Source organism: Butyricicoccus sp. AM32-19, from assembly GCF_003480365.1.
Lineage (GTDB): Bacteria > Bacillota > Clostridia > Oscillospirales > Butyricicoccaceae > Agathobaculum > Agathobaculum butyriciproducens.
Window position 1 is genome coordinate 1 of sequence record NZ_QUIX01000025.1, and the last position, 19,779, is coordinate 19,779.

Annotated in this window: 20 protein-coding genes; 14 read left to right on the plus strand and 6 right to left on the minus strand. The window is 51.7% G+C overall.

Going from position 1 to position 19,779, the window contains the following annotated elements; translation table 11 throughout:
- Both DW806_RS14325 and DW806_RS14330 read left to right on the plus strand, forming a co-directional pair.
- The coding region (locus DW806_RS14325) for a DUF4474 domain-containing protein (RefSeq protein ID WP_118730378.1) at nt 1-1,681 on the plus strand (1,681 nt) is incomplete at its 5' end.
- On the plus strand, nt 1,678-3,183 hold the full coding sequence (locus DW806_RS14330; protein WP_118730379.1) for an ankyrin repeat domain-containing protein: 1,506 nt from the start codon (nt 1,678-1,680) through the stop codon (nt 3,181-3,183). The genes DW806_RS14325 and DW806_RS14330, both read left to right, overlap by 4 nt.
- Nucleotides 3,184-3,238: 55 nt before the next feature.
- Here the strand turns inward: DW806_RS14330 and DW806_RS14335 are convergent, their stop codons facing one another.
- From DW806_RS14335 to DW806_RS14345, 3 genes are all read right to left on the minus strand, one after another.
- Nucleotides 3,239-4,603 (minus strand): replication initiation factor domain-containing protein, encoded by a 1,365-nt coding sequence (locus DW806_RS14335; protein WP_158578394.1) that lies wholly within the window; start codon nt 4,601-4,603, stop codon nt 3,239-3,241.
- 859 nt (nt 4,604-5,462) lie between these two features.
- Nucleotides 5,463-5,903, minus strand: a complete 441-nt coding sequence (locus DW806_RS14340; protein ID WP_227108968.1) for an HIT family protein — start codon at nt 5,901-5,903, stop codon at nt 5,463-5,465.
- Between the two features lie 80 nt (nt 5,904-5,983).
- A complete protein-coding gene (locus DW806_RS14345; protein WP_118730381.1) occupies nt 5,984-7,048 on the minus strand; it encodes an FkbM family methyltransferase in 1,065 nt (354 codons plus the stop codon).
- A gap of 315 nt (nt 7,049-7,363) precedes the next feature.
- Between DW806_RS14345 and DW806_RS14350 the strand changes: the two genes are divergently transcribed.
- Together DW806_RS14350 and DW806_RS14355 are read left to right on the plus strand one after the other, a co-directional pair.
- The gene (locus DW806_RS14350) at nt 7,364-7,837 is read left to right on the plus strand and encodes a hypothetical protein (protein ID WP_118730382.1); all 474 of its coding nucleotides are present in this window, start codon (nt 7,364-7,366) and stop codon (nt 7,835-7,837) included.
- A complete protein-coding gene (locus tag DW806_RS14355) occupies nt 7,837-8,694 on the plus strand; it encodes a hypothetical protein (protein ID WP_118730383.1) in 858 nt (285 codons plus the stop codon). The genes DW806_RS14350 and DW806_RS14355 overlap by 1 nt, the downstream gene beginning before the upstream one ends.
- Nucleotides 8,695-8,776: 82 nt before the next feature.
- On the opposite strand, the gene DW806_RS14360 is transcribed toward DW806_RS14355, so the two are convergent.
- The 3 genes from DW806_RS14360 to DW806_RS14370 all read right to left on the minus strand — a co-directional run bounded on the left by DW806_RS14360 (nt 8,777) and on the right by DW806_RS14370 (nt 12,322).
- On the minus strand, nt 8,777-9,754 hold the full coding sequence (locus tag DW806_RS14360; RefSeq protein WP_118730384.1) for a TPM domain-containing protein: 978 nt from the start codon (nt 9,752-9,754) through the stop codon (nt 8,777-8,779).
- Nucleotides 9,755-9,767: 13 nt separating this feature from the next.
- Nucleotides 9,768-10,874, minus strand: coding sequence for a hypothetical protein (locus DW806_RS14365; RefSeq protein WP_118730385.1), 1,107 nt, complete (start codon nt 10,872-10,874; stop codon nt 9,768-9,770).
- A 179-nt stretch (nt 10,875-11,053) separates the two neighbouring features.
- Nucleotides 11,054-12,322: an SPFH domain-containing protein gene (locus tag DW806_RS14370; RefSeq protein ID WP_118730386.1), complete on the minus strand. Its 1,269-nt coding sequence runs from the start codon at nt 12,320-12,322 to the stop codon at nt 11,054-11,056.
- A gap of 260 nt (nt 12,323-12,582) precedes the next feature.
- Between DW806_RS14370 and DW806_RS14375 the strand changes: the two genes are divergently transcribed.
- The 10 genes from DW806_RS14375 to DW806_RS14410 all read left to right on the plus strand — a co-directional run bounded on the left by DW806_RS14375 (nt 12,583) and on the right by DW806_RS14410 (nt 19,652).
- Nucleotides 12,583-13,296, plus strand: a complete 714-nt coding sequence (locus DW806_RS14375; protein ID WP_118730387.1) for a tetratricopeptide repeat protein — start codon at nt 12,583-12,585, stop codon at nt 13,294-13,296.
- Between the two features lie 104 nt (nt 13,297-13,400).
- Entirely contained in the window at nt 13,401-13,577 is a 177-nt protein-coding gene (locus DW806_RS15310) for a hypothetical protein (protein WP_158578395.1), read from the plus strand.
- 285 nt (nt 13,578-13,862) lie between these two features.
- A complete protein-coding gene (locus DW806_RS14380) occupies nt 13,863-14,912 on the plus strand; it encodes an FUSC family protein (protein WP_118730388.1) in 1,050 nt (349 codons plus the stop codon).
- A gap of 140 nt (nt 14,913-15,052) precedes the next feature.
- The gene (locus tag DW806_RS14385; protein ID WP_118730389.1) at nt 15,053-15,622 is read left to right on the plus strand and encodes a biotin transporter BioY; all 570 of its coding nucleotides are present in this window, start codon (nt 15,053-15,055) and stop codon (nt 15,620-15,622) included.
- Nucleotides 15,619-16,008, plus strand: coding sequence for a DUF1284 domain-containing protein (locus tag DW806_RS14390; RefSeq protein WP_118730390.1), 390 nt, complete (start codon nt 15,619-15,621; stop codon nt 16,006-16,008). The genes DW806_RS14385 and DW806_RS14390 overlap by 4 nt, the downstream gene beginning before the upstream one ends.
- 193 nt (nt 16,009-16,201) lie before the next feature.
- On the plus strand, nt 16,202-16,624 hold the full coding sequence (locus tag DW806_RS15315; protein ID WP_117490976.1) for a BlaI/MecI/CopY family transcriptional regulator: 423 nt from the start codon (nt 16,202-16,204) through the stop codon (nt 16,622-16,624).
- A gap of 52 nt (nt 16,625-16,676) precedes the next feature.
- Nucleotides 16,677-17,774: a M56 family metallopeptidase gene (locus DW806_RS14400; protein ID WP_158578396.1), complete on the plus strand. Its 1,098-nt coding sequence runs from the start codon at nt 16,677-16,679 to the stop codon at nt 17,772-17,774.
- A 544-nt stretch (nt 17,775-18,318) separates the two neighbouring features.
- A complete protein-coding gene (locus DW806_RS15050) occupies nt 18,319-18,867 on the plus strand; it encodes a hypothetical protein (RefSeq protein ID WP_147358115.1) in 549 nt (182 codons plus the stop codon).
- Between the two features lie 11 nt (nt 18,868-18,878).
- Nucleotides 18,879-19,229 carry a hypothetical protein gene (locus DW806_RS15055; RefSeq protein WP_147358116.1) on the plus strand — a complete coding sequence of 117 codons (351 nt, stop codon included), beginning with the start codon at nt 18,879-18,881 and terminating at the stop codon, nt 19,227-19,229.
- Between the two features lie 15 nt (nt 19,230-19,244).
- The gene (locus DW806_RS14410; protein WP_118730393.1) at nt 19,245-19,652 is read left to right on the plus strand and encodes a protein-export chaperone SecB; all 408 of its coding nucleotides are present in this window, start codon (nt 19,245-19,247) and stop codon (nt 19,650-19,652) included.
- The last annotated feature ends 127 nt before the right edge of the window (nt 19,653-19,779 follow it).

Here is a 19,779-nt window from a genome sequence, read left to right on the forward strand (position 1 = left end):
GTATACCTACACGGCACAGAACAAGCTGAAAACCGGCAAGATCGAAGACGGCCAGAGCAGTACCTACACTTACAATGCGCTCAATGCACGCATTAAGAATGTACAGGTGCGCGACAACAAGAACGCCGGTCATGCAAACTCCGACTTGAAGGACGGTTCGCACGGCACCGATTATCTGGATTTCTTGATGGACGGACGCTTTTTCTGGCAGCGTACATGGGAAACCGAGGTAGGCACGACCTTCCAGAGCAACTTTGAAACCGTAACAAAGAACTATGTTGTGGACTATCTTTCTACGGCTAACCGTGATATACTGATAACAGAGGACGGCAGCTTCACACAGCGTTATGTGTACGATGAGAACAGCACCCGAATCTCCGCAGAGTACGGCTATGCAGCCGGCACGAAGCGCGGCGAGGGCGGCGAAAACCTGCAAAGCGACTTTGCTGCAAACGATGTACGCAAGGTGTGGTATCGCACCAGCCACCTTGGCAGCACACTGTTTGCCGTAGATGAAAACGGCAAGGTAATCTCGCACACGATCTATGACCCGTGGGGCAATCCGCTGACCGAAACCTACACGGACACGAATTTCAGCGGTATCGACAACGCCAACAATTTCACCGGCTACACTTGGGACGAAGTGCTTGACCTGTATTTCGCGCAGAATCGTTTCTACGACCCTGCCGACCACCGGTTCACGCAGGAAGACCCAGCTAAAGCTGGCGATAATTGGTATACGTATTGCGGGAATAGTATAACAAATCGAGTTGATCCATACGGTTTAGAAGAAATTCAAATTAGAAAATTTGTAGAAAGTCGTAAGGGTACCATCAGTTGGGATTCAAAAAGGAATAATTTGGTGGTTCAGATTGATGGAAAGTATAGTTATTTATGGTGCAATCCTGCATATATGTGGAATAGCGGCGGCCATTTTTATACAACGGATGCGTATCTATATCAAGCATTAGGATTAGACCGTCCAACTATATGGGTCGATCCTCTTCCTAATACCCTGTTCAAAAAGGATACAAAAAACGGGGTGTGGTATGCAGAGGTTAACGCACTGCAAAGAGATGCCGGATACAATAACCTATATGATATTGCTTTTAATGTATGTAACTATACTCGTTTTGAAGCTTTTTTCACTGCACCTACGAAGTCTGGCGTAATAAAAGAGTGGCGCATTGAAGGCTGGAAGGGAAATTACCTAAATATGGGTATAGGTGGCGAAATAGGTCTTTATTATCGCTCTCCTAATGCAGTAGATACAACTTTATCCGTAGATTATTCTTCCATTTATAACGATAATAATGTAAGATATTTCAAATCTTTACTATGCGACCGTCTTAACCACTATAGTGCGGTGGCAGATACGGATATGATGCTTATGCAGTTTGATCTATATAAAGGTAGTTATAATCCTCGTAATCTGCTGTTCATTCGCCCAGCGACAACACATTGGTGGATTACAGGTTTTAGACCAAGTACAGAAATTGTAAATTGCCTTGATTTAACAATGGTTGGTAGCATTACCTTCCCGTCGCGTGATGTAGCGAAAGCATTTATGAGAACGGTTAAACCTAAGCCGAGTTCCCGAAATAGCAAACTTTCCAATAAAATGACTACACAACTAACAAATACCAAAGTGTCATTCACTTGGGGAGGATATAATAAATGAGACACTTGAGATATTTTCTGTTCTTTTCGGGAATGCTTTTCTTGCTAACCGGTTGTCGTCCGGATTATGAACAAGTGCTAGACAATATGCAGGCAACGCAACGACTTGTATCAGCGGTTGTTCACCCCAATTATGATGCAATTCAGGAGGCAGCGAAAGAGGGGGCAAATATGAACCGCATATGGGTAAATGGATCGTTTACAAGTCCAATCCTGTGCGTATGGCAAACAACTCCTCGCCCATTATTTCTGGAACAGTTGTTGAAAAATGGAAGTGACGCAAATTATGCGGACCGTCAAGGCAACACTCTACTGATGTATGCGTCTGGTTATAAACCGCAGCAGTACGGTTTTTTGCCGGGGGCTGGGAATTATTCGTCCTCTGATTATGCAGAACTGTTTTTACGATACGACGCAGATGTATCGCAGCAGAATAAAGAAGGTTGGACAGCGTTAGATTACGCCGTCCAACTGGATGACGATATGGCGGCAATGAACCTGTTGCTTTCCTATGGTGCAGAGGTGACACCTGTGGTGCTATCTCATGCACTGGATTTCGAAGGCGCATATACACATTATCAGCGGATTCACAAATTAGTTGCTTCACTGGATCCATCACAGACGAGCACAATTCTCACGCCAATCTTTGAAGCTGCGATTCGCGGTGACAATACGAAAGTGCAGGAATTGGCAGCGAAAACCGATCTTTCCGAAGAGGAGCAATTGCAAACGCTTTGCTATGCCGTTGCCTTCTGCGATGCCAGCACTGTCAAATTGCTACTTATGAGTGGGTTTGGAACCATCCAATCCATAGATGCCGCTGACAACACACTGCTGCAAATCGCAGCGAAGCAAAACAATACCGATGTGATGAACTTCTTGCTGGATCAGGGCGCATGGGACACCGAAAGCCGTGATGCGGCATTGCGCACCGCAATTCGAAACAACAGCACGGAGGCTTGCCGACTTTTACTGGACAGTGGTACTCCGGTCATTACCGGGACGGTAAGTATCTGGGAAGTGTTTGATAATATCATGGACGGTGCATCCGAAAACGGCAATGTTGAAATTACGCAGATGCTAATCCAGCATGGCTATCCCGTGAACGATACTACGGCATGGTACGCGATGAAAAACGCAGCACGGACCGGACAAACGGCAATTATTCGGTATTGGGTATCGCTCGGATATGATCCGGATTACCGTGCAGACGACACGAACGGAGATTCCAGCGTCCTGCAGGACGCCTGCTGGGCAGAACAGATAGAAACCGTGCAATATTTGCTGGACATCGGCTGTGATGTCAACGCAGCACGGAAATGTTTACCAATGGCTGTTGAAACCGGCAACATTGCACTGGTCAAGCTGCTTTTGGAACACGGTGCTGCTGTGGATGAAACCACAGTGTATGATGATGGTTCCGCGGAGCGTACTCCAAAAGAAGGCGCAGAATTATATGGATTTGGTGAAATTTTAGAATTGTTGGAGCAATATCAGCAGTGAAAGACACAAAATGATTCAGATAGCCACCGGAGATAATTCTCCGGTGGCTATTCTTTTATTCCAGTTCACTCGTCACCTGCGCGACAATCTTCCTATGTTTTTCGCTCAGAACCGTGCCGTCCAAAAGCTGCTGTACGAAATTCCGACCTTTCATTTTCTCAATCTCCTGCAGCATTTTGATAGACTTTGCGACCTGCTTGTTAATCCAGTTTTCCGTGCGTTCCAAGTCGAACGGCTTCGGCTTCATTGTCAGTTTCAGTTTGCGTTCCTCGCCCTGCATGAACTGTTCCCAGTGCTTGTCCGTAGGGCAGTTATAACGCCGCTTGTCGGCTTGCGGCTCGATAAAGCGCACATAATTGTTGATGATGGAAAACGCTGTTCCTGCCGCGTCCTCGCTGTCCATTAGCACGTCTGCGGAATTTTCCGCAGCATTGTTCGTCAGTCGCAGTTCAAAGCGGTTAAGAATGTCTGCGTCCTCAATCGACTTTCCAAACTTAGCCTTTTGCTCCTGTGCTTTCTCATAGATACAGAAGTACACATCGGAATCCTTTGAGCCAAGATAGAGCGTGTGACCCATCTCCATCTTTAAGTCCTCGTCGGTTTCCCACGAATTTTCCCGACCGGACGCGAAGTATTCTACATTCCGCAGCCGCGTGACGCACTCGCCAGTAACGCGCTTGCGGTACAGTGTCGGCACATGGAGCAGTCCTGCATGGTCGTTGATTGCAAGGTCAATACGCTTGAATACGCAGCCCTCGGCGGCACAGTCGCGCATAAACTCATACCACGACCGCTTCTGTCCGCGCAGGTAGCACTCAAACTCACGGCAGCCGCGCCCGCGCAGTTCCAGCAGCACACCCTTTTCTTCATCGGGCGAGGACAGAACAAGAATGTTTCCGTGCGTAAAGCGGTATGAATAGCCGTACACGCCGCCGTCCTCAGAGATTACATATTTCATGTTCAGCCGTAGAATTTTTTCAAGTACATATCGCGCATCCGTTGTCTTGAATCGGATTCGCATATAGTCAAACATGATAGATAACGGCTCATTTTCGGGATTGAATCGCTCGATCGCTGACATGATTTCAAAACGCTTCTGATAGGGCAATTCGGTCTTGCCGGTTTCCAGAGCGCGAAGCTGCTTTGTTGTCATGCCGAGTTGAAGCGCGAACCATTCCTGCTCGACACCGTAAGTGCGGCGCGTCTTACGAAGCTGTGCGCCCCATTTCATGCGGTTCTGTTCGTGATTGGAGAGTGCCTGCTGCAAACTTTCGTATACCCAATCTGACGGAATACCATGGTCATTCTCAATATCGCACAGGTAGCGCACACTGATACCGGCACGCTGGGCGAGTTCGTCTTGTGTCAGACCGAGTTCCAGACGCGAGGTTTTAATATATTCACTGATAGTGCTGTTCATAATAAATCGCTCCTTTTCTATATAAAAGACCCTAAACCGGAAGTTTCGGACACTGCCGAATCGCTGATTACGAGGTTTCCGGCATGGGGTCTTAGTTTTTTGTAGTTTCATGTTGTAGTTCCACCCCCCTGTTAGATACAGGGGGTTTAAGGCAAGGGACGCGGCCGCACCGCGTCCCAACAGCACCACGCCCGACTTCGCTTGCGGCTTACGCGCTGCACGCCGCAGCTTGCCGGTCGGGTGCTGTGACAGGCTGAATAGCCTAACTTCGGAGTAAACAAAAACCGCCCTCTGAATGTAACTTCAAAGGACGGCTTTCCGTCTTGGTTTGTTCGTTTGTGATTGACTTCGTTGTTGCTGACTGAACCATCTTCCGCAGGGTGTTTGCACCAGAAAATGTACCAAAGTATTTAACACCAGTTAACACCAGATGAACATTATCAGACGATAATGGAACCATTAACATTTGGGGCATTTTGCAGTGCATCGTTTTTAGAATGGTTAAAAATTTCTTATTGTGCGGTCTTTGAGTGGTAATTTGGTTCTTAATCAAAAAAATAGTATGCGTGGAGAAAATAGGCTCTGTTTTTTTCGTATTAGAACTACAGTTTCGCCGACAAGCAGGAACGGACCGTGGGCCGTTCCAAAGTCGTCCGAAAGTTCCTATACAGAAACTTTCTCCCTCCAGAAGTTCAAAAAGGGTGATACATGTTCCCCCTTTTCGAGCATTTGCAGAGCAAATGTTATTTCATGCGCGCTGCCGCGCGATACCTGAAACAACAAATCTTAAACTTTAGGTATAAAAAACAGCACCGAACCGTAAAGTTCGATGCTGTTTGTGACTTATGCAGCCAAAGGATTAAAGGCCAAGCTCCTTCTGGAGAGCCTCGATCATTTCCTTGTACTCCTCGTCCTTCAGGATAACCGGCTCCGGATTGGTGATGGCAAAGCTGCCGCCGAACTCAAAGCCGCCCTCGTACTTCGGTACGATGTGGAAATGCAGGTGCGGATTGCTGTCGCCAAACGAACCGAGGTTGATCTTGGTGCAGCCCCACAGCTTCTTAATAGCGCCAGAAGCAGCAGCCAGATCTGCACAGTAATCGTTGCGCTCCTGCTCGTCGCACTCGCACAGCTCCTTCTTATGGCTCTTAAGCGCCAGTGCGCAGCGGCCCTTGTGTGCCTGATCCTTGAACAGGTACAGGGTACCTGCCTTCATGTCGCCAACCTTAAACATGATTGCTTCGCGGCCCTCATGGTGCTCATCACAGTAAAAACAGCCCATTGTTATGATCTCCTTCATGTATAAATTCTCCGGCAGGTCACACCCTGCCGTAATCTATCTTTATTATACAACGGCCCGACCGGGATTTCCACTGTTTTTTATATTGCGTACAAATTCGTATCCCACGCCGGAACATAAGGATGGTGACGCAGATACAGCCGGTAACTCGGCTGCAGCGCATGGATGAGCAGCGGTAGCTGGAAAAAATCCTCACTGCGGTGATAGGCAGCAATGTTCAGCTTGGGCGCGTACTGCCGAATGGTTTTCTCGGCACCGGCGATGGCTTCGCGCTCTGCGCCCTCCACGTCCATTTTGAGATAGGTGCACGGGCGGCCGGACAGCACGCTGTCGAGCGCACGCATCTGCGTCTCTTTGCCCTGCCCCGCTACGCGGGACTGGCGGCCTGCCTGATCGGTGAAACATTTGACCGTGTCCTCGTTCCACGCGCCTGCCTGCACGAGCGTAACATTGCCCGTGATATTGGCACTCGCCCACTCATTCAGCTTGCGAAAGCTGCGGCGATCGGGTTCGAGGGCGGTAACGGACGCAAACTTGCCGTCCGTGTAGTGCAGCAGCTCGCGGATGGTGTCGCCGTTGTATGCGCCGAGGTCGGAGAAGTGCTCCTCTGCAGTCGGGCGCAGGAGATTATGAAACACCTCATCCTTGTCGGATTCGCTGTGACGCAGGTATTCCATTTTGCCGGACAGCTTGAAGCGAACCGTATCGAGGAAAACCTCACGCGACAAATCATCCGCCAGAAGATCATACGCGCGCTGCATTTCGTCCTGATGCGCGCGCACGAAATCCTCATCGAACAGCGGTCCCTCGACCACCGGCACGTCCGGCGCCACCACATCGTATTTGTCCTCGAGCGCATACATCAGCTGCAGCACCTCGGCTCTCTGGCTGGCGAACGCAATCACGATTACAATATCCTCGCCAAGCTCCGCCACCGTGTCCGACAGCTTGCGCACGCAGAACCCGTGGAACAGGTTGCCGCGGGCAAATTCATCACTCGCGAACACCGCAGACGCACGAATGCCCAGCCGCTCGAACTGCGCAAGTATTTTGTCCGCGCCGTCGCCCATGCCGTACAGCGCGATTGGGCGCGTTTCTTCCTGCAACCGGCGCCAAACCGACTGCTCTAACGATAAAAAATCCATAATTTCTCCCATTCTATATACAAATGACATTTATCTAACTTTTACCGTAGGGCGGGTGCCTTACGGTAGTTGTTTAATCCAATCCGCAGAATTGATATTGTGCTAACCGGATAAAACGGACGCGCAATGCGCGCCCCTACAATATTTTACATGGTACAGCATAATAAACCGACCGGAACACCGTATCTGTTTTCTCCCTACTATTATACGAAAACCGTCTGCGGATTGTAAAGCCAAAATTTTGCTTGTTTGCGGTTGCGGATTACGCTCCCTTCATATATAATTATAATTAGTGAATGAGAGGTGTGTGGTGTTATGTCCAAGCCGAACGGTATTGTGGCAATGAATCCGGAAAAATACCGCGAGATCGACGGCGTTGTGTTCGACGAAGCGAGCTATGCGCGGCATTGCCAGCCAAAAAACGAAGAAGCACCCTCTCACGAGACCGCACCCGAAGCAAGCGAGCCGGCACAGTCTGCCGCACCGGCACCTGTTTTCGCGGTGGACCCCTACCCGGAGGGCTGGTATCCGGCCGATGACGAACGCCCGCCGGTGCCCATCATGGGCGGCGCTGTCCCCTCGACAGCAGGTGAGGAAACCGCTGTCTCCGCATCCGGCGAAACTACCGTTATACAGACCGTTTGCGTGCCGTGCGGCTCAGGCTCCGGCTCGTATGTGACCTCGTACACCACCTCTTACCGCACCAGTTATTCCGGTTCCGGATCGGGTTCGTTCCGGTTCGGTTCCGGCTCGTGCCCGGTCGGCGGCTACGGATTGGAGCTGATCTGATGCAGGCGTTCCACTCCAACTGGACAAAGCCGTTTTTCGTCCGCAATCCCCATATGGAATACCGAATCGAGCCGTTTGAACTGCTCACGACCGCGCTTTCCGCGCTCGAGTGGCGCAGGGAAAACGGTTCGATCCGCATGATCTGCGACACACCTTCCAAGCGTTATTATGAATCGCTCGGGCTTTGTTTTTTGTGGGATGACGGCGTGTATCCCCTGTTGGACACCATGCCCGAGGACATAAACGCCACAGCCTTCTGGGCGGCCGGCAAGCTGTACGCGCTCTCCGCTGTGCCGTCGCCGTGCGTGATGCTTGATACAGATTTCATCTGCTGGAAATCCATCAGTAATCTGCTCGACGGACCGGACGCCGCAGCCATCCACCGCGAGGACATTATGCCGTCCATCTATCCGGATCAAACGGCATTCGCCAAAACCGAAGGCTTCCCGCTTGATTCATTTGACTGGACGGTGCAGCCGTTCAATACCGCGCTCGCCTATTTCGGCAATGACGAATTCCGACGGTACTACACGGACACCGCCATTCGGTTCATGCGCTGCTCACCGGATGCCGATGACGCACTCACTTACATGGTGTTCGCTGAACAGCGGCTGCTTGCCATGTGCGCCGAGAAAAAGCACGCACGCGCAGCTGCTCTCAGCGACCTGCCTGCGCTGTTCGGCGGTGCGCAGAACGGATATTTTACCCATATCTGGGGCTTTAAGCAGCAAATGCGGGAGAATCCCAAGTTGTATGAGGATTTCTGCAGACGGTGTGCCGCAAGGCTGCAGAAGGACTTCCCGGAGGAATCCAAAACGATTGCGAAAATTGCGGAATTATCTCCGTTTTTTGCATAAAAAAAGACAGCCTGTCGGCTGTCTTTTGCTTTTTGTTTACGGAAAATGCAGCTATGTTCATTCTCCATTTTCCATTCTTCATTCAGAATTTACCGCTTCTCCCATGTCCGCCGCTGCTGGTATGGCTGACGCTGCCGGAAAATCCGGCTCCGCCGTGACCGCCGCCGGTCGGGTTGTTATTATTGTCATTCCGCGGAATCTGCCGCCGCTTCTGCGAGGTATAACGGTAAATATCGCGGCTGAGCGTCAGATTGAGGCCGCCGTTTCCCACATACTGATTTGCCGTCGTCTGCGTACGCACGGATTTCATCTGCGAGCGGAACACCATGCACACGATCAGCGCCGCCACGCACGAAATGAGCAGCGACAGACCGAATGCACCGCCGAGCGAAAACGAATCGTCCGCTGTGTCTTCCTGCGTACTGTCCGAAATCTCGACCTCATTATGCACCGGCACACCGGCTTCGCCGCCTTCGGCTACATGCTGCAGATACCACTCACAGCCGGAAACGAAGTCCGATAAGCCGCCGTACCAGTCATCGTTTCCGAAATTATCCAGGAAATACGGCTCCAAATTCTGCAGGACCGCATCGCTGAAAATCTCCTCGGCTTTCGCGCCATGCACATAGGTCGCAAAATCGCGGTCATCCAGACTGATGAGCAGCGCCACGCCGTCGCCGTCCTCGCTCGCACCCAGATCAAGCTCGTTGTAGAGCTGCTCCGCCGCATCATAAGCGTCATCGCCGTACGGCGTGTAGTCGTCAATCGTGATGATGCCGACACCGATGCCATACTTCTCCGCGATCGCCCTGGTCTTTTCCTCGAGCGTGTCAATCTGGACCTGCGTCAGCACCTCTTCATAGTCGAACACGCGCGGCTTGTCTGCCGACGGGTCAATCGAATCCGTGCCGCCGAGCGGTGCGGTCTGGTCAGTTTCCTCCGTCTGGGTGGTCGAGGTGTCGCTCTCATCCGTTATATCGTCCTCAACCGCAAAGGCCGGAAACAGCAGCAAAAGCACGGCTAAGAGCGCAGCCAGGCGCAGTTTTCTCTTGTTTTTCATCTACGCCGCCTCCTTACAGAAAATACAGCAGCGCCGTCAGCACCGCAGTCATGGGCGCGGCAACGGCGGCAAACAGACCCCAGAACCGCTTTCTGTCCACCGGCAGGTCACCGACCATGCGTCCAGTCTGACCGTTCATCGCAAACATGTAATTCTTGCCGTTCCAGCGGGTATTCAGCATCCAGACCGGCAGCAGCGCGTAATGCACGCCGGTGCGTTTGAGGTGAATATCCTCGCCGGTCGGCGTGACCGAGGTATACGGACGGCCATTTCGCGCGGTTCCCTGCAGCGCATCCGACAGCGACTGCCGACAGCGCTTGTCCGCACGGCTGCTGCTCTCCTCGATGGAAACATCGAACTTATCCGCGAAAAATCCGGGCAGATAGGCGGTCGAGAACGGCTTCAGGCCGGCATAATCAAACGGCTCGATGGAATCCATATAATCATCCGGCATCTTGCGCGATGCATCCACCGGAACACGGCTGAACGGCAGCGTACCCGCGCGCTGCACCTCGTAAAAGCTGGTCTCGGTGATTTCCGTGTCTCCGTGACGGAACACGCGCGTGGTCGTTGCCATGTAATTCGCGCTGCCTTCGGCTTCACCGTCGAACAGCCAGAACGGCACATAAATGCCGCGCAGCTCCTCGATATGGTTATTATCGCGGAACAGCTTGGGCAGCAGCAGCTTTCCCTTGTAATGCTGCTTGAGCGCGGAAACCGCGTCCTCCTTGCTCAGCTTGAACGGCAGTATGTAGTCCGGCTTGAGAATGCCGCTGAACTGCTCGGGAATGACGGTCGGGTTGCCGCAGTACGGGCACGAGGTCGCCGCCGTGGTCTCCTCGCAGATCAACTGCGCACCGCAGGACGGACAGCTGTATACGCGCATCTTGTCCGCGTCCGCGCCCCAGTCCTCATCTGCGGAGGACTGCCATTCGCCGGTGTCGCTCCCCGTCTCCGGCTGAGAAGCGGTCTGCTGTTCCTTTTCGGCGTACAGTTTTTCGATCTCTGCCGGGTCAAATGACGAGCCGCAGTAGTCGCATTGCAGCCGTCCCGCGGCGCCGTCGTAGTGCAGCGGTCCCGTGCAGGACGGGCATTGGTAGTTTGTTGCTTTGTCTGACATTTCTATCCTCCTTTGGAGAATCAGGAATTAGTAGTTAGTAATTAGTAATTATTTTATGGTGAACGTGTTCCGCAGGGGGGCGGTCAGCGGCCGCCCGTGTAAACCATCTGCATACCGTTTGATTTCGGGCGCACAATGTGCGCCCCTACGTTTCATTACTAATTCCTCATTCCTAATTACTAATTTCTTGCTTTTCCGCACTCCGAGCAGAACTTTCCCTGATTGACCGCACCGCACGAGCACGTCCATGCCGTATTCTCCGGTCGGGGTTTTCCGCACTCAGAACAGAATTTTCCGGTATTGACCGTACCGCAAACGCATTTCCAGCTGTTCTGCTCGGGTTTGGGCCTGCCGCAGCCCATGCAGAATTTTCCGGTGTTGCCGGTCTGTCCGCACGAGCACGTCCACTCGCCCGCCGCCTGCGCCTGCCGGGCCTGCTGCTGACCCATTGCGTACAGATTCTGCACGCTGGCGCCGCCTGCCTGACCGGCCATATTCATACCCATGAACGCCATCGCCGGACCGGCGTTCGCATTCGCTGCCGCAGACTTCATCGCCTCGGCCTGCGCGTGCACGAGCGAGCCTGCCGCACGGGTCGGGTCGCGGTAGGCGGCCTCGCGCTGCATTTCCTTGATGGTCTTTTCGTCCTCCTCGTCTGCCTTGACCGAGTTGACGCCGAACGACACGATCTCGATGCCGCGCAGCTCACGCCACTTGGACGAAAGCTGTTCGTTGAGTGCGTCTGCAATTTCCATCGTATGCGCGGGCAGCGCCGAGTAGCGCACACCATTTGCACCAATGCGTGCAAAGGCGGGCTGCAGCGCAGTCAGCAGCTCGCTTTTGAGCTGGCTGTCCAGATTTTCCCGCCGGTATTCCTCTGCCATGTTGCCGCACACGTTGGTATAGAACAGCATGGGATTGACAATCTTGTAGCTGTACTCGCCGAAGCACCGCAGACCAATGTCCATGTCGATTCCCGCCCGCTCATCGAGCACGCGGAACGGCACCGGAGACGCGGTTCCGTACTTGTTGCCGGTCAGCTCCTTGGTGTTGAAATAGTAGACGCGCTGCGTGCGCGGCGCTTCTCCGCCGAACGTGAAGCGCTTGGCCATGTTGGCGAACATTTTGCACACGCTGTCACCGAACGAACCGGCGAAAATAGTCGGCTCGGCGGACGAATCGTAGACGAACTCGCCCGGCTCGAACGCGGCTTCCACGACCTTGCCCTGATCGACGATCATCATCGCCTGTCCGTCCGCCACCGCGATGACCGAGCCGCTTGTGATGATATCTTCGTCACCCTTGGTGTTGCTCGACCGCTTGGTGACCTTTTTGCGGCCCTTGACCGCGAGCACGTCCGCGTTTATCGCATCACAGTAAAAATATTCCTTCCACTGGTCAGCCAGCACACCGCCGCCCGCGCCTGCTGCTGCTTTGATGAGTCCCATTTGACATTCTCCTTTTATCTGATAGAGGCCGTTGTTTTACAATCTATACCCTGGTGAATAATTAAGAAATCCTATTTCCAGTTTACGTTTTTTTAGCGCAAAGCGCAAGTCCATTCGCACACATTTCACATTTTTGTCAAGATACGGTTGTGCCATGCTATTTCTTTCGCTTTTTCGTAGACTTTCGACGTGCGGTGTGATAAAATAAGGTATCTGCATACCGCATATTTCGGAGGCGGTACTGTCTGGAGGAGTAAACAATGGAAGCGAACAAGGAAAATCAGCAGAGCATGGAACAGGCGTTCAATCAGGCTCTGGACGCATATAAGGCAGGCAATTTCGCTGAAGCGGCCGGTCAGTGGCTGGCTCTTGCAGAGGACGGCTGCGCACCGGCGCAGCGTGCGCTCGGCTCGCTGTATGAGCGCGGACAGGGCGTGGAAAAGAATGCCGAAAATGCCTTTGAATGGACAAAAAAGGCGGCTGAGCAAAACGATCCGGTTGCTATGTTCAATCTGGCGTGCTACCATGACAAGGGCGTTGGCGTGAAAAAGAATCAGCAGACCGCGCTCACCTGGTACCGCAAGGCCGCTGAATACGGTCATCCGGAGGCTGCAGCACTGATCGCCAGCCTGATCGAGACGGGCGACCGCGGCTTGGAAAAGGACATGGACGAGGCTGTCCGCTGGTACCAGATTGCCGCAAACCGCGGCAACGTGCTGGCGATGGGCCGTCTGGCATGGCTGTACAGCACCGGTACCGGCGTTCCGCAGGATGCGACCTTCGCCTTCCAGTATTTTCTCAAGGCTGCTCAGGGCGGCAACGCAGCGTGCATGATGAACACCGCCATCCTGTACGCACGCGGCGAAGGCACACCGCATGACGCGCACGAGGCGCTCTACTGGGCCGAGCAAGCCAAGAAGCACGGCGCTCCACAGGCCGAGCGACTCATCAATGCCATCAAGAAGAACGGATAAGATCGAAAACCGGCGTTTTTACGTCGGTTTTTCTTTTTTTTGCAGATCAGATCAAGCGGCACAGCTCATTTCCCTGTATCATGTAGGGACAAGGAGTGATTTTCATGCAAAACTGGCACGACAATGTTCTGCGGCTGATCGCCGAGATTGACCGCTGTATCCGTGCGCGTGAGGGCGAAACGCTGACACTCGCGTATTTAGCCCGGCTGCTTGACTGTTCGCAATCGCAGGTTTCGCACACATTCGCAACTACGAGAGCATCGGTTACTGGGATTTTATAAAAGCAGGCTCGCATTCCCGGAGCGGATTTAGAAACGGTCAGCGCGCTTCTGCGGCAGCTTGTCCCCGAAGCCGAGCAGCAGATGGCGTTCGTGAACGAGCCGAGCGGCCGCCGGCTGCTGTCTGGATACCGCACCCGGTCGTGTGTTCTATTTTATGCACGATTGTGTGCGTTTCTGGAAGTATATCCGGCCTGTTGTTCGATTTTGAAAAAAACAGTTGAAATTCTTTCTCGATGGTGATACAGTTATATAGTTACTCATTTTCACCGATTGGAAAGGAATTTCATGACATTTTATCAGGAATTACAGGTCAATCAGGCAGGCTCAAAGAAAATCATCCGTGAGAGTGCGTCACAGCGCGAAAAGCTGTACCATATTGCCGTATACTTGACCAAAATTGCGATAACCGTCGCATTCTGCTTTGTTTTCGTTTCACTTTACAGTCTGGGCTTCGGCGCGGACAACAGCATTGTCGGCGTAGTCGTGCTGCTGTATCTGCTCGTATTCCGCAGCGCACATCTGTGCATTCGCACAGGGCAGTCCACACTGCTGCTCGCCGGATTTTTCGGCATTATGGCCGTCGGACCGCATGCAGCCAATCTGGCCGGCCCGGTCGGCGGATTGTTCATCAATGCTGCTGCGATTGCCCTGCTCATTCTGTTCGGCTGCCACGAGCCGAGAATGTTCAATCAGTCCACACTCGTGCTCGGCTATCTGCTGCTGTATGGTTACGATGTGAGCGGGCACGCCTATCAAATGCGCCTGTTTGGACTTGCTGTCGGTGCGCTTCTGGTCTGCGCGGTATTCTACGGCAACCATCGCGGCAATGCCTATGAGCTCTGTGCAGGAGACATCCTTCCTGCTTTCGATCTGCGCCATCCGCGCTCCAAATGGCAGCTTTGCCAGATCATCTGCGTTCCGCTCGTGCTTTTCCTTGCAGAGCTGAGCGGCATGCCGCGTGCGATGTGGGCGGGCATTGCCGCCATGAGCGCAATCCTTCCCGCGATGGACGATATGCGCTACCGCGTTCGCTGGCGTATCATCGGAAATATCGCAGGTGTTTGCTGCTTTTTAGTGTTGTATTTTCTGCTTCCGTCCTCGATTTACGCCTATATCGGCGTGATTGGCGGCATCGGTGTCGGTTTTTCCGCGAAATACGGCTGGCAGGCTGTGTTCAACACGTTCGGTGCGCTCGCTATTGCAACCAGCGCGTACGGACTCAAAAGCGCGGTCGGTCTGCGTGTCGCGCAGAATATGTTCGGCGTGGCGTTCGCGCTGCTGTTCTGCCTGATCCTCCACCGCATTTTCGCCCGCTGGGAGCGCTCTGCGAGTTGAGCAAACAGCCGTTCTGTGCAAATGCACGGAACGGCTGTTTCTTTTTTGCGCATACCGTAAACCATTTTTACGAAACTAGTTGACATTGCAGTAAATCTGTGGTTTAATGCAATAAGCAAAACAACGAGGAGGAACTCCCAATGAGTGACATTTCCAGCAAGTCCGCACAGCGCAGCGCGTTTTCCGTGCGCGATATCTGCTATTCCGGACTGTTCGCGGCGGTCATCGCGATCATGGCGCAGATTTCCATTCCGATGCCCGGCGGCGTACCCATGACCATGCAGACGTTTGCGATTACGCTGGCGGCTGTCGTACTCGGCGCCAAGCTGAGCACGGTTTCAAGCGTAATTTATCTGCTGCTCGGTGCCGTCGGTGTACCGGTGCTTGCGAACTTTTCCGGCGGTTTTGACAAGTTTATCGGTCCTACCGGCGGTTTTCTGATCTCCTTCCCGCTGATGGCGTTTATCATCGGCTGGGGCGCCGATCACCGTCATGCATTCCGCGGCGCATATGTCATCGCGCTGATCGTCGGCACGATTGTCAACTATGTTGTCGGCACGGTGATGTTCTGCGTACTCATGAACAGCTCGATCGCCGCAGGCGTGACCGCATGCGTGCTGCCGTTCATCCCGACCGCTGTCATCAAGGCTGTTCTTGCAACCGTGATCGGCTTTCTCGTTCGCAAGCGCATCCCGGGGCTAAAGGCATGATCCGGCTGCGCCCGCATCATCTGCTTTGCACACAAGGCTACTCCGGCAGAGGCTATAGCACAGAATTTGTGCAAAATATGAGTGCGATTGTGCATTCTCTGCGAAATGTACCGGGAACCCGAATCCGGCTTGTCTTTGGTTCGGATTCTCTGTGCGCGCACTGCCCGCACCATACCGCTGACGACCTGTGCGAAGCACAGGAAAAGGTCTCCCACTTTGACCGAAAGACGGTCGAATACTTTGGTTTGCACGAGGGCGAGTACGTTTATCAGGACCTGATCCGTGCAATCGACGCACAAATGACCCCGGCCATGCTGGAGGATATTTGTCGCGGATGTGCGTGGTACCCCGTCAGCGCCTGCAAAAAGAATATCTGCGGAAAATGAAATGAGGCACACCGAAAGGTGTGCCTCTCCCCCTGTCACCAGAAAATATGTTGTCACTTCTCACAATTTATCATGTCCTGTTTTAGATATTCCTACAAATTTCCATCAAGATATTGACAACCACCTTAAAGGTGGTTATTCTTATCTTATAATAAACACCTTACAGGTGATTATCCAAACAGAGGTGAGGTCAATGAAGCGCTTCAAGCTGTCCAACTCCGAGGAAATTCTGATGGACACCTTATGGCGGGAAAACCGTCCGCTCACAACGCTGCAGCTTGCCGAAAAAGTTACGGAAGCCCGCTGGAACACCAATTATATCGACAAACTGCTCGGTCAGCTTGTCAAAAAAGGCATGGTGCAGGTCAGCGGTCTGCTGCAGAACGGACGCTATCAGTCGCGGCAGTTCGTCCCCTGCTACACCAAGGACGAATTTCTGGCAAACATGCTCGAGGAGCAAGGCGTGAATCAGGCACTGTTTGCCCGAATCGCCGTGGCGCTGTTCAAAAAACCTGCCAAATCAAACGAATCCGAGCAGGAAGAAAAGCTGATTGCCGAGCTGGAAAAAATGGTCGATCAGTACGAAGCTGCGCTGCAGAACAAAGAAGAGAAATAATATGCAAATAACCCTGTTTTCCTTTATATCTGCACTTTTGTGGAGCAGTTTGTTGATTATTGTAATCTATCTTGTGCGGCGCACACGCTTCCGGCCGCATTTCGGCGTGCTGACCATGGTGCTGCTGTACCTGTTCTGCGCCGCGCGCCTGCTGCTGCCGCTCGAGTTTCCGCACACAGTGATTGTGAGCGACAGCGTCGTGTATCCGCGCATCTACAGCTTTCTGGCGCGCAAGCCCGATTCGGTCACGCACCTGCCGGTCGGACTGCTTTTGTGTGCAATCTGGCTGCTCGGCACAGTTTTTCTGCTGATTCGTTACGCGCTGCAGTATCGCAAAGCCATCCGCGCTGCGCGGCAAGCCAGGCCATGGGACAGCCGCACGGCTTTCCTGCTGAGCGAGATCCAGCGGCAGACCGGCCGCACCATCAAAGTTCGCGGACATATAGCCGCGAATATCGAATCCGCCTTTGGCGTAGGTGTGCTGCGCCGATATATCATTCTGCCGGACAAGATGTACACAGATGCCGAGCTGCATTACATTCTGCTGCACGAGTACACGCATTTTCTCAACCATGATACGGCTGTCAAGCTGCTCGTAACGCTGTACTGCATCATTTTCTGGTGGAATCCGGTCGTATACCTGCTGCAGAAGGATTTGGAACAGACGCTCGAGCTTAAGTGTGACCGTGCGATTGCCCAGACGCTGAATGCGCAGGAACGCACAGCCTATCTGCGCGCCATCCTCTCCGCGATGAAGCAAGGCTGCACACAGCAGCCGGTGCCGCAGCCGTCCACGGCCCTGTTTCGCGCCGAGGCGGACAAGGCCATGCGGGAGCGGTTCACCGCCGTGCTCGCCTGCGCGGAGCAGCCGAACGACCGAACCGCAAGTGCCGTACTCATCGGCAGCTTTGCCGTTCTGCTGGCACTGTCGTATGCGGTGCTGCCGCAGCCGGCATTCGAGCCGCCGGCCGAGCCTGACAGCAGCTCGACCGTCTATTTTGACGACGAGAATGCCTATCTCAAGCAAAGTGCGGACGGACGATACTGGCTGTGCATTGACGGCCACAAGCCGTATGAGCTGACAGAAGGTGACGTGCAATTTTATCTGGAGCACTCGGTTTTCAAATATATCCGCGAGACCGAGCAATAAAAGGCAGCTGCCGAAGGATAGCAGCAGCACAGAGAGTAAAAGCAAAATGTGGGACGAAAATAGAAGCAGCTGAGATGTGGGGTCTCAGCTGCTTTTGTGCAGACAAAAGAAAAAGCCACTCAAAATGAGTGGCTTGGTGGTGGACATTAACGGGTTCGAACCGCTGACCTTCCGCACGTCAAGCGGTTATGGAAAATGCCGATTTCGTTAGATATAGCGTCATTTTTTGCGATTCATCTTTCTTGATTTCCTACACGTTTCCTACATTACATATATACACACGCACTTCATCCATTTTATCTATCAACACAAAAACTGCTTTCAAAAAGAAAGCAGTTTTTACTCAATATATACCGTTTATATTTTTAATTAACCAAAATGTCATTCCATATTAAATTATCATTTATATATGGTTTTATCGCAACAGCTTATTTAGTATATCACTCTACGATTATAAAGTCAAGAAATTTTCGTTGACATTTGAATACTATAATAGTATTATGTAGATGTATAAATAGCGTACATATAATTAAGGAACACATATATGGAAACCTATACTTGCTATCACGGCACTCACCTATCCGCCGCGCAATCCATTCTATCAGAACACCACTTTTGGGCAAGTGAATCCGACAAAGAGTGGGCTGGGCATGGCATATATTTTTTCTTAGATGATGATCCACGCACTGCATATAATCATGCATTTAAGTGGGCAAAATATATTCGGAGAGCTGAAAATCCTGCCGTCCTAAAAGCAACAATCTCCATTGACGCAGATACTATATTGGATCTGCGCGATCTCGGTCATCGTGAATACTTTGAAAAAATTCGGCTACGACTTTTCAAAGAAGCCAAAAAACGCGCAGCTGATCACAGTATTCTTTTGGCTCCCAATATGCTGGGTAGAATGGAACTTGATTGTTTTGCAATCAACTATATTTGCACACATGAGACCCCTCCTCTGTCCGCTGTTATTTCTGAAGTTAACATTAACTTTTATCGTTCTATTGGCTATCCTTCTTCTTTATACCCCAATAGTACAATTCTATGTCTCCGTGATGAATCTTTAATTACTAATATTGCACAAACTTAAAGGTGATTATTATGAAACTGAGAAAGCTTGGCACCGCATTCGATAACATCGAGCAATATCTTGCCTCGATGGATTGCGATACGTTTTTCGCCCAACTCGGAACTAGTATCGAAGAATTAAAACATAAAGCAGCTAATCAAACATATCTTAATTCATCATATGACATGGCGTATTATGATAATGCTGTATCTTCTTCGAATGATATAGTATCTCCCGAAGCAACCGGATCGTTTCATATTGCAATGAACTTTTCCAGTTCTCTTCCGTATTCTAATATCCAATCTCATGAAGCATCTGAGATCTATTACAGTAATTCAACGGAAACAAACAACGTTTCATCCAATCAGGCTTATGCAGCGTAATATTTGAGGTCAATTATGAAAAAGAGTAATTTTCAATTTTCTAATCCACATCTTGTGGAACTCCATTATCATGAAAACAGTGATTTCAAAATAGATGCTCCCAATAGTGTCTTAGACGTTCCCATCAGCATTGAAAGCAACGAAAAACGTTCTGGTACTTCCCCTGTCGCCGATGTATCCCTCCATATCCAAGTTGGTTCTGAATCAAAAGATTTGCCGTTTTATGTATCAATGGTAATGGCTGCCAATTTCAAATGGGATGAAGATTTCTATTCTTCCGAACAGCTTGATAGCCTTTTGCAGCAAAATGCACCTGCACTACTCCTGACGTATGCGCGTCCCATCATCGCAAACATCACTAACTCTTCTGGTTTCCCCGCTTACAATCTTCCGTATATTAACTTCACACAAGAAGATAAATAATTAATACGAACAGGCCCTCGGTGTCCAAATCGAACACCGAGGGCCTTACTATTTACTTAACTGCGGCTGCCAGCTTCTTCACGAGGTCCTCGCCCCACTGATAGCGGAGCAGGTACTCGATGGTCTG

Coding starts and splice junctions, on each gene's coding strand:
- DW806_RS14330 (WP_118730379.1), top strand. CDS start 1,678: ATGAGACACTTGAGATATTTTCTGTTCTTTTCGGGAATGCTTTTCTTG.
- DW806_RS14335 (WP_158578394.1), bottom strand. CDS start 4,603: ATGAACAGCACTATCAGTGAATATATTAAAACCTCGCGTCTGGAACTC.
- DW806_RS14340 (WP_227108968.1), bottom strand. CDS start 5,903: ATGAAGGAGATCATAACAATGGGCTGTTTTTACTGTGATGAGCACCAT.
- DW806_RS14345 (WP_118730381.1), bottom strand. CDS start 7,048: ATGGATTTTTTATCGTTAGAGCAGTCGGTTTGGCGCCGGTTGCAGGAA.
- DW806_RS14350 (WP_118730382.1), top strand. CDS start 7,364: ATGTCCAAGCCGAACGGTATTGTGGCAATGAATCCGGAAAAATACCGC.
- DW806_RS14355 (WP_118730383.1), top strand. CDS start 7,837: ATGCAGGCGTTCCACTCCAACTGGACAAAGCCGTTTTTCGTCCGCAAT.
- DW806_RS14360 (WP_118730384.1), bottom strand. CDS start 9,754: ATGAAAAACAAGAGAAAACTGCGCCTGGCTGCGCTCTTAGCCGTGCTT.
- DW806_RS14365 (WP_118730385.1), bottom strand. CDS start 10,874: ATGTCAGACAAAGCAACAAACTACCAATGCCCGTCCTGCACGGGACCG.
- DW806_RS14370 (WP_118730386.1), bottom strand. CDS start 12,322: ATGGGACTCATCAAAGCAGCAGCAGGCGCGGGCGGCGGTGTGCTGGCT.
- DW806_RS14375 (WP_118730387.1), top strand. CDS start 12,583: ATGGAAGCGAACAAGGAAAATCAGCAGAGCATGGAACAGGCGTTCAAT.
- DW806_RS15310 (WP_158578395.1), top strand. CDS start 13,401: ATGCAAAACTGGCACGACAATGTTCTGCGGCTGATCGCCGAGATTGAC.
- DW806_RS14380 (WP_118730388.1), top strand. CDS start 13,863: ATGACATTTTATCAGGAATTACAGGTCAATCAGGCAGGCTCAAAGAAA.
- DW806_RS14385 (WP_118730389.1), top strand. CDS start 15,053: ATGAGTGACATTTCCAGCAAGTCCGCACAGCGCAGCGCGTTTTCCGTG.
- DW806_RS14390 (WP_118730390.1), top strand. CDS start 15,619: ATGATCCGGCTGCGCCCGCATCATCTGCTTTGCACACAAGGCTACTCC.
- DW806_RS15315 (WP_117490976.1), top strand. CDS start 16,202: ATGAAGCGCTTCAAGCTGTCCAACTCCGAGGAAATTCTGATGGACACC.
- DW806_RS15050 (WP_147358115.1), top strand. CDS start 18,319: ATGGAAACCTATACTTGCTATCACGGCACTCACCTATCCGCCGCGCAA.
- DW806_RS15055 (WP_147358116.1), top strand. CDS start 18,879: ATGAAACTGAGAAAGCTTGGCACCGCATTCGATAACATCGAGCAATAT.
- DW806_RS14410 (WP_118730393.1), top strand. CDS start 19,245: ATGAAAAAGAGTAATTTTCAATTTTCTAATCCACATCTTGTGGAACTC.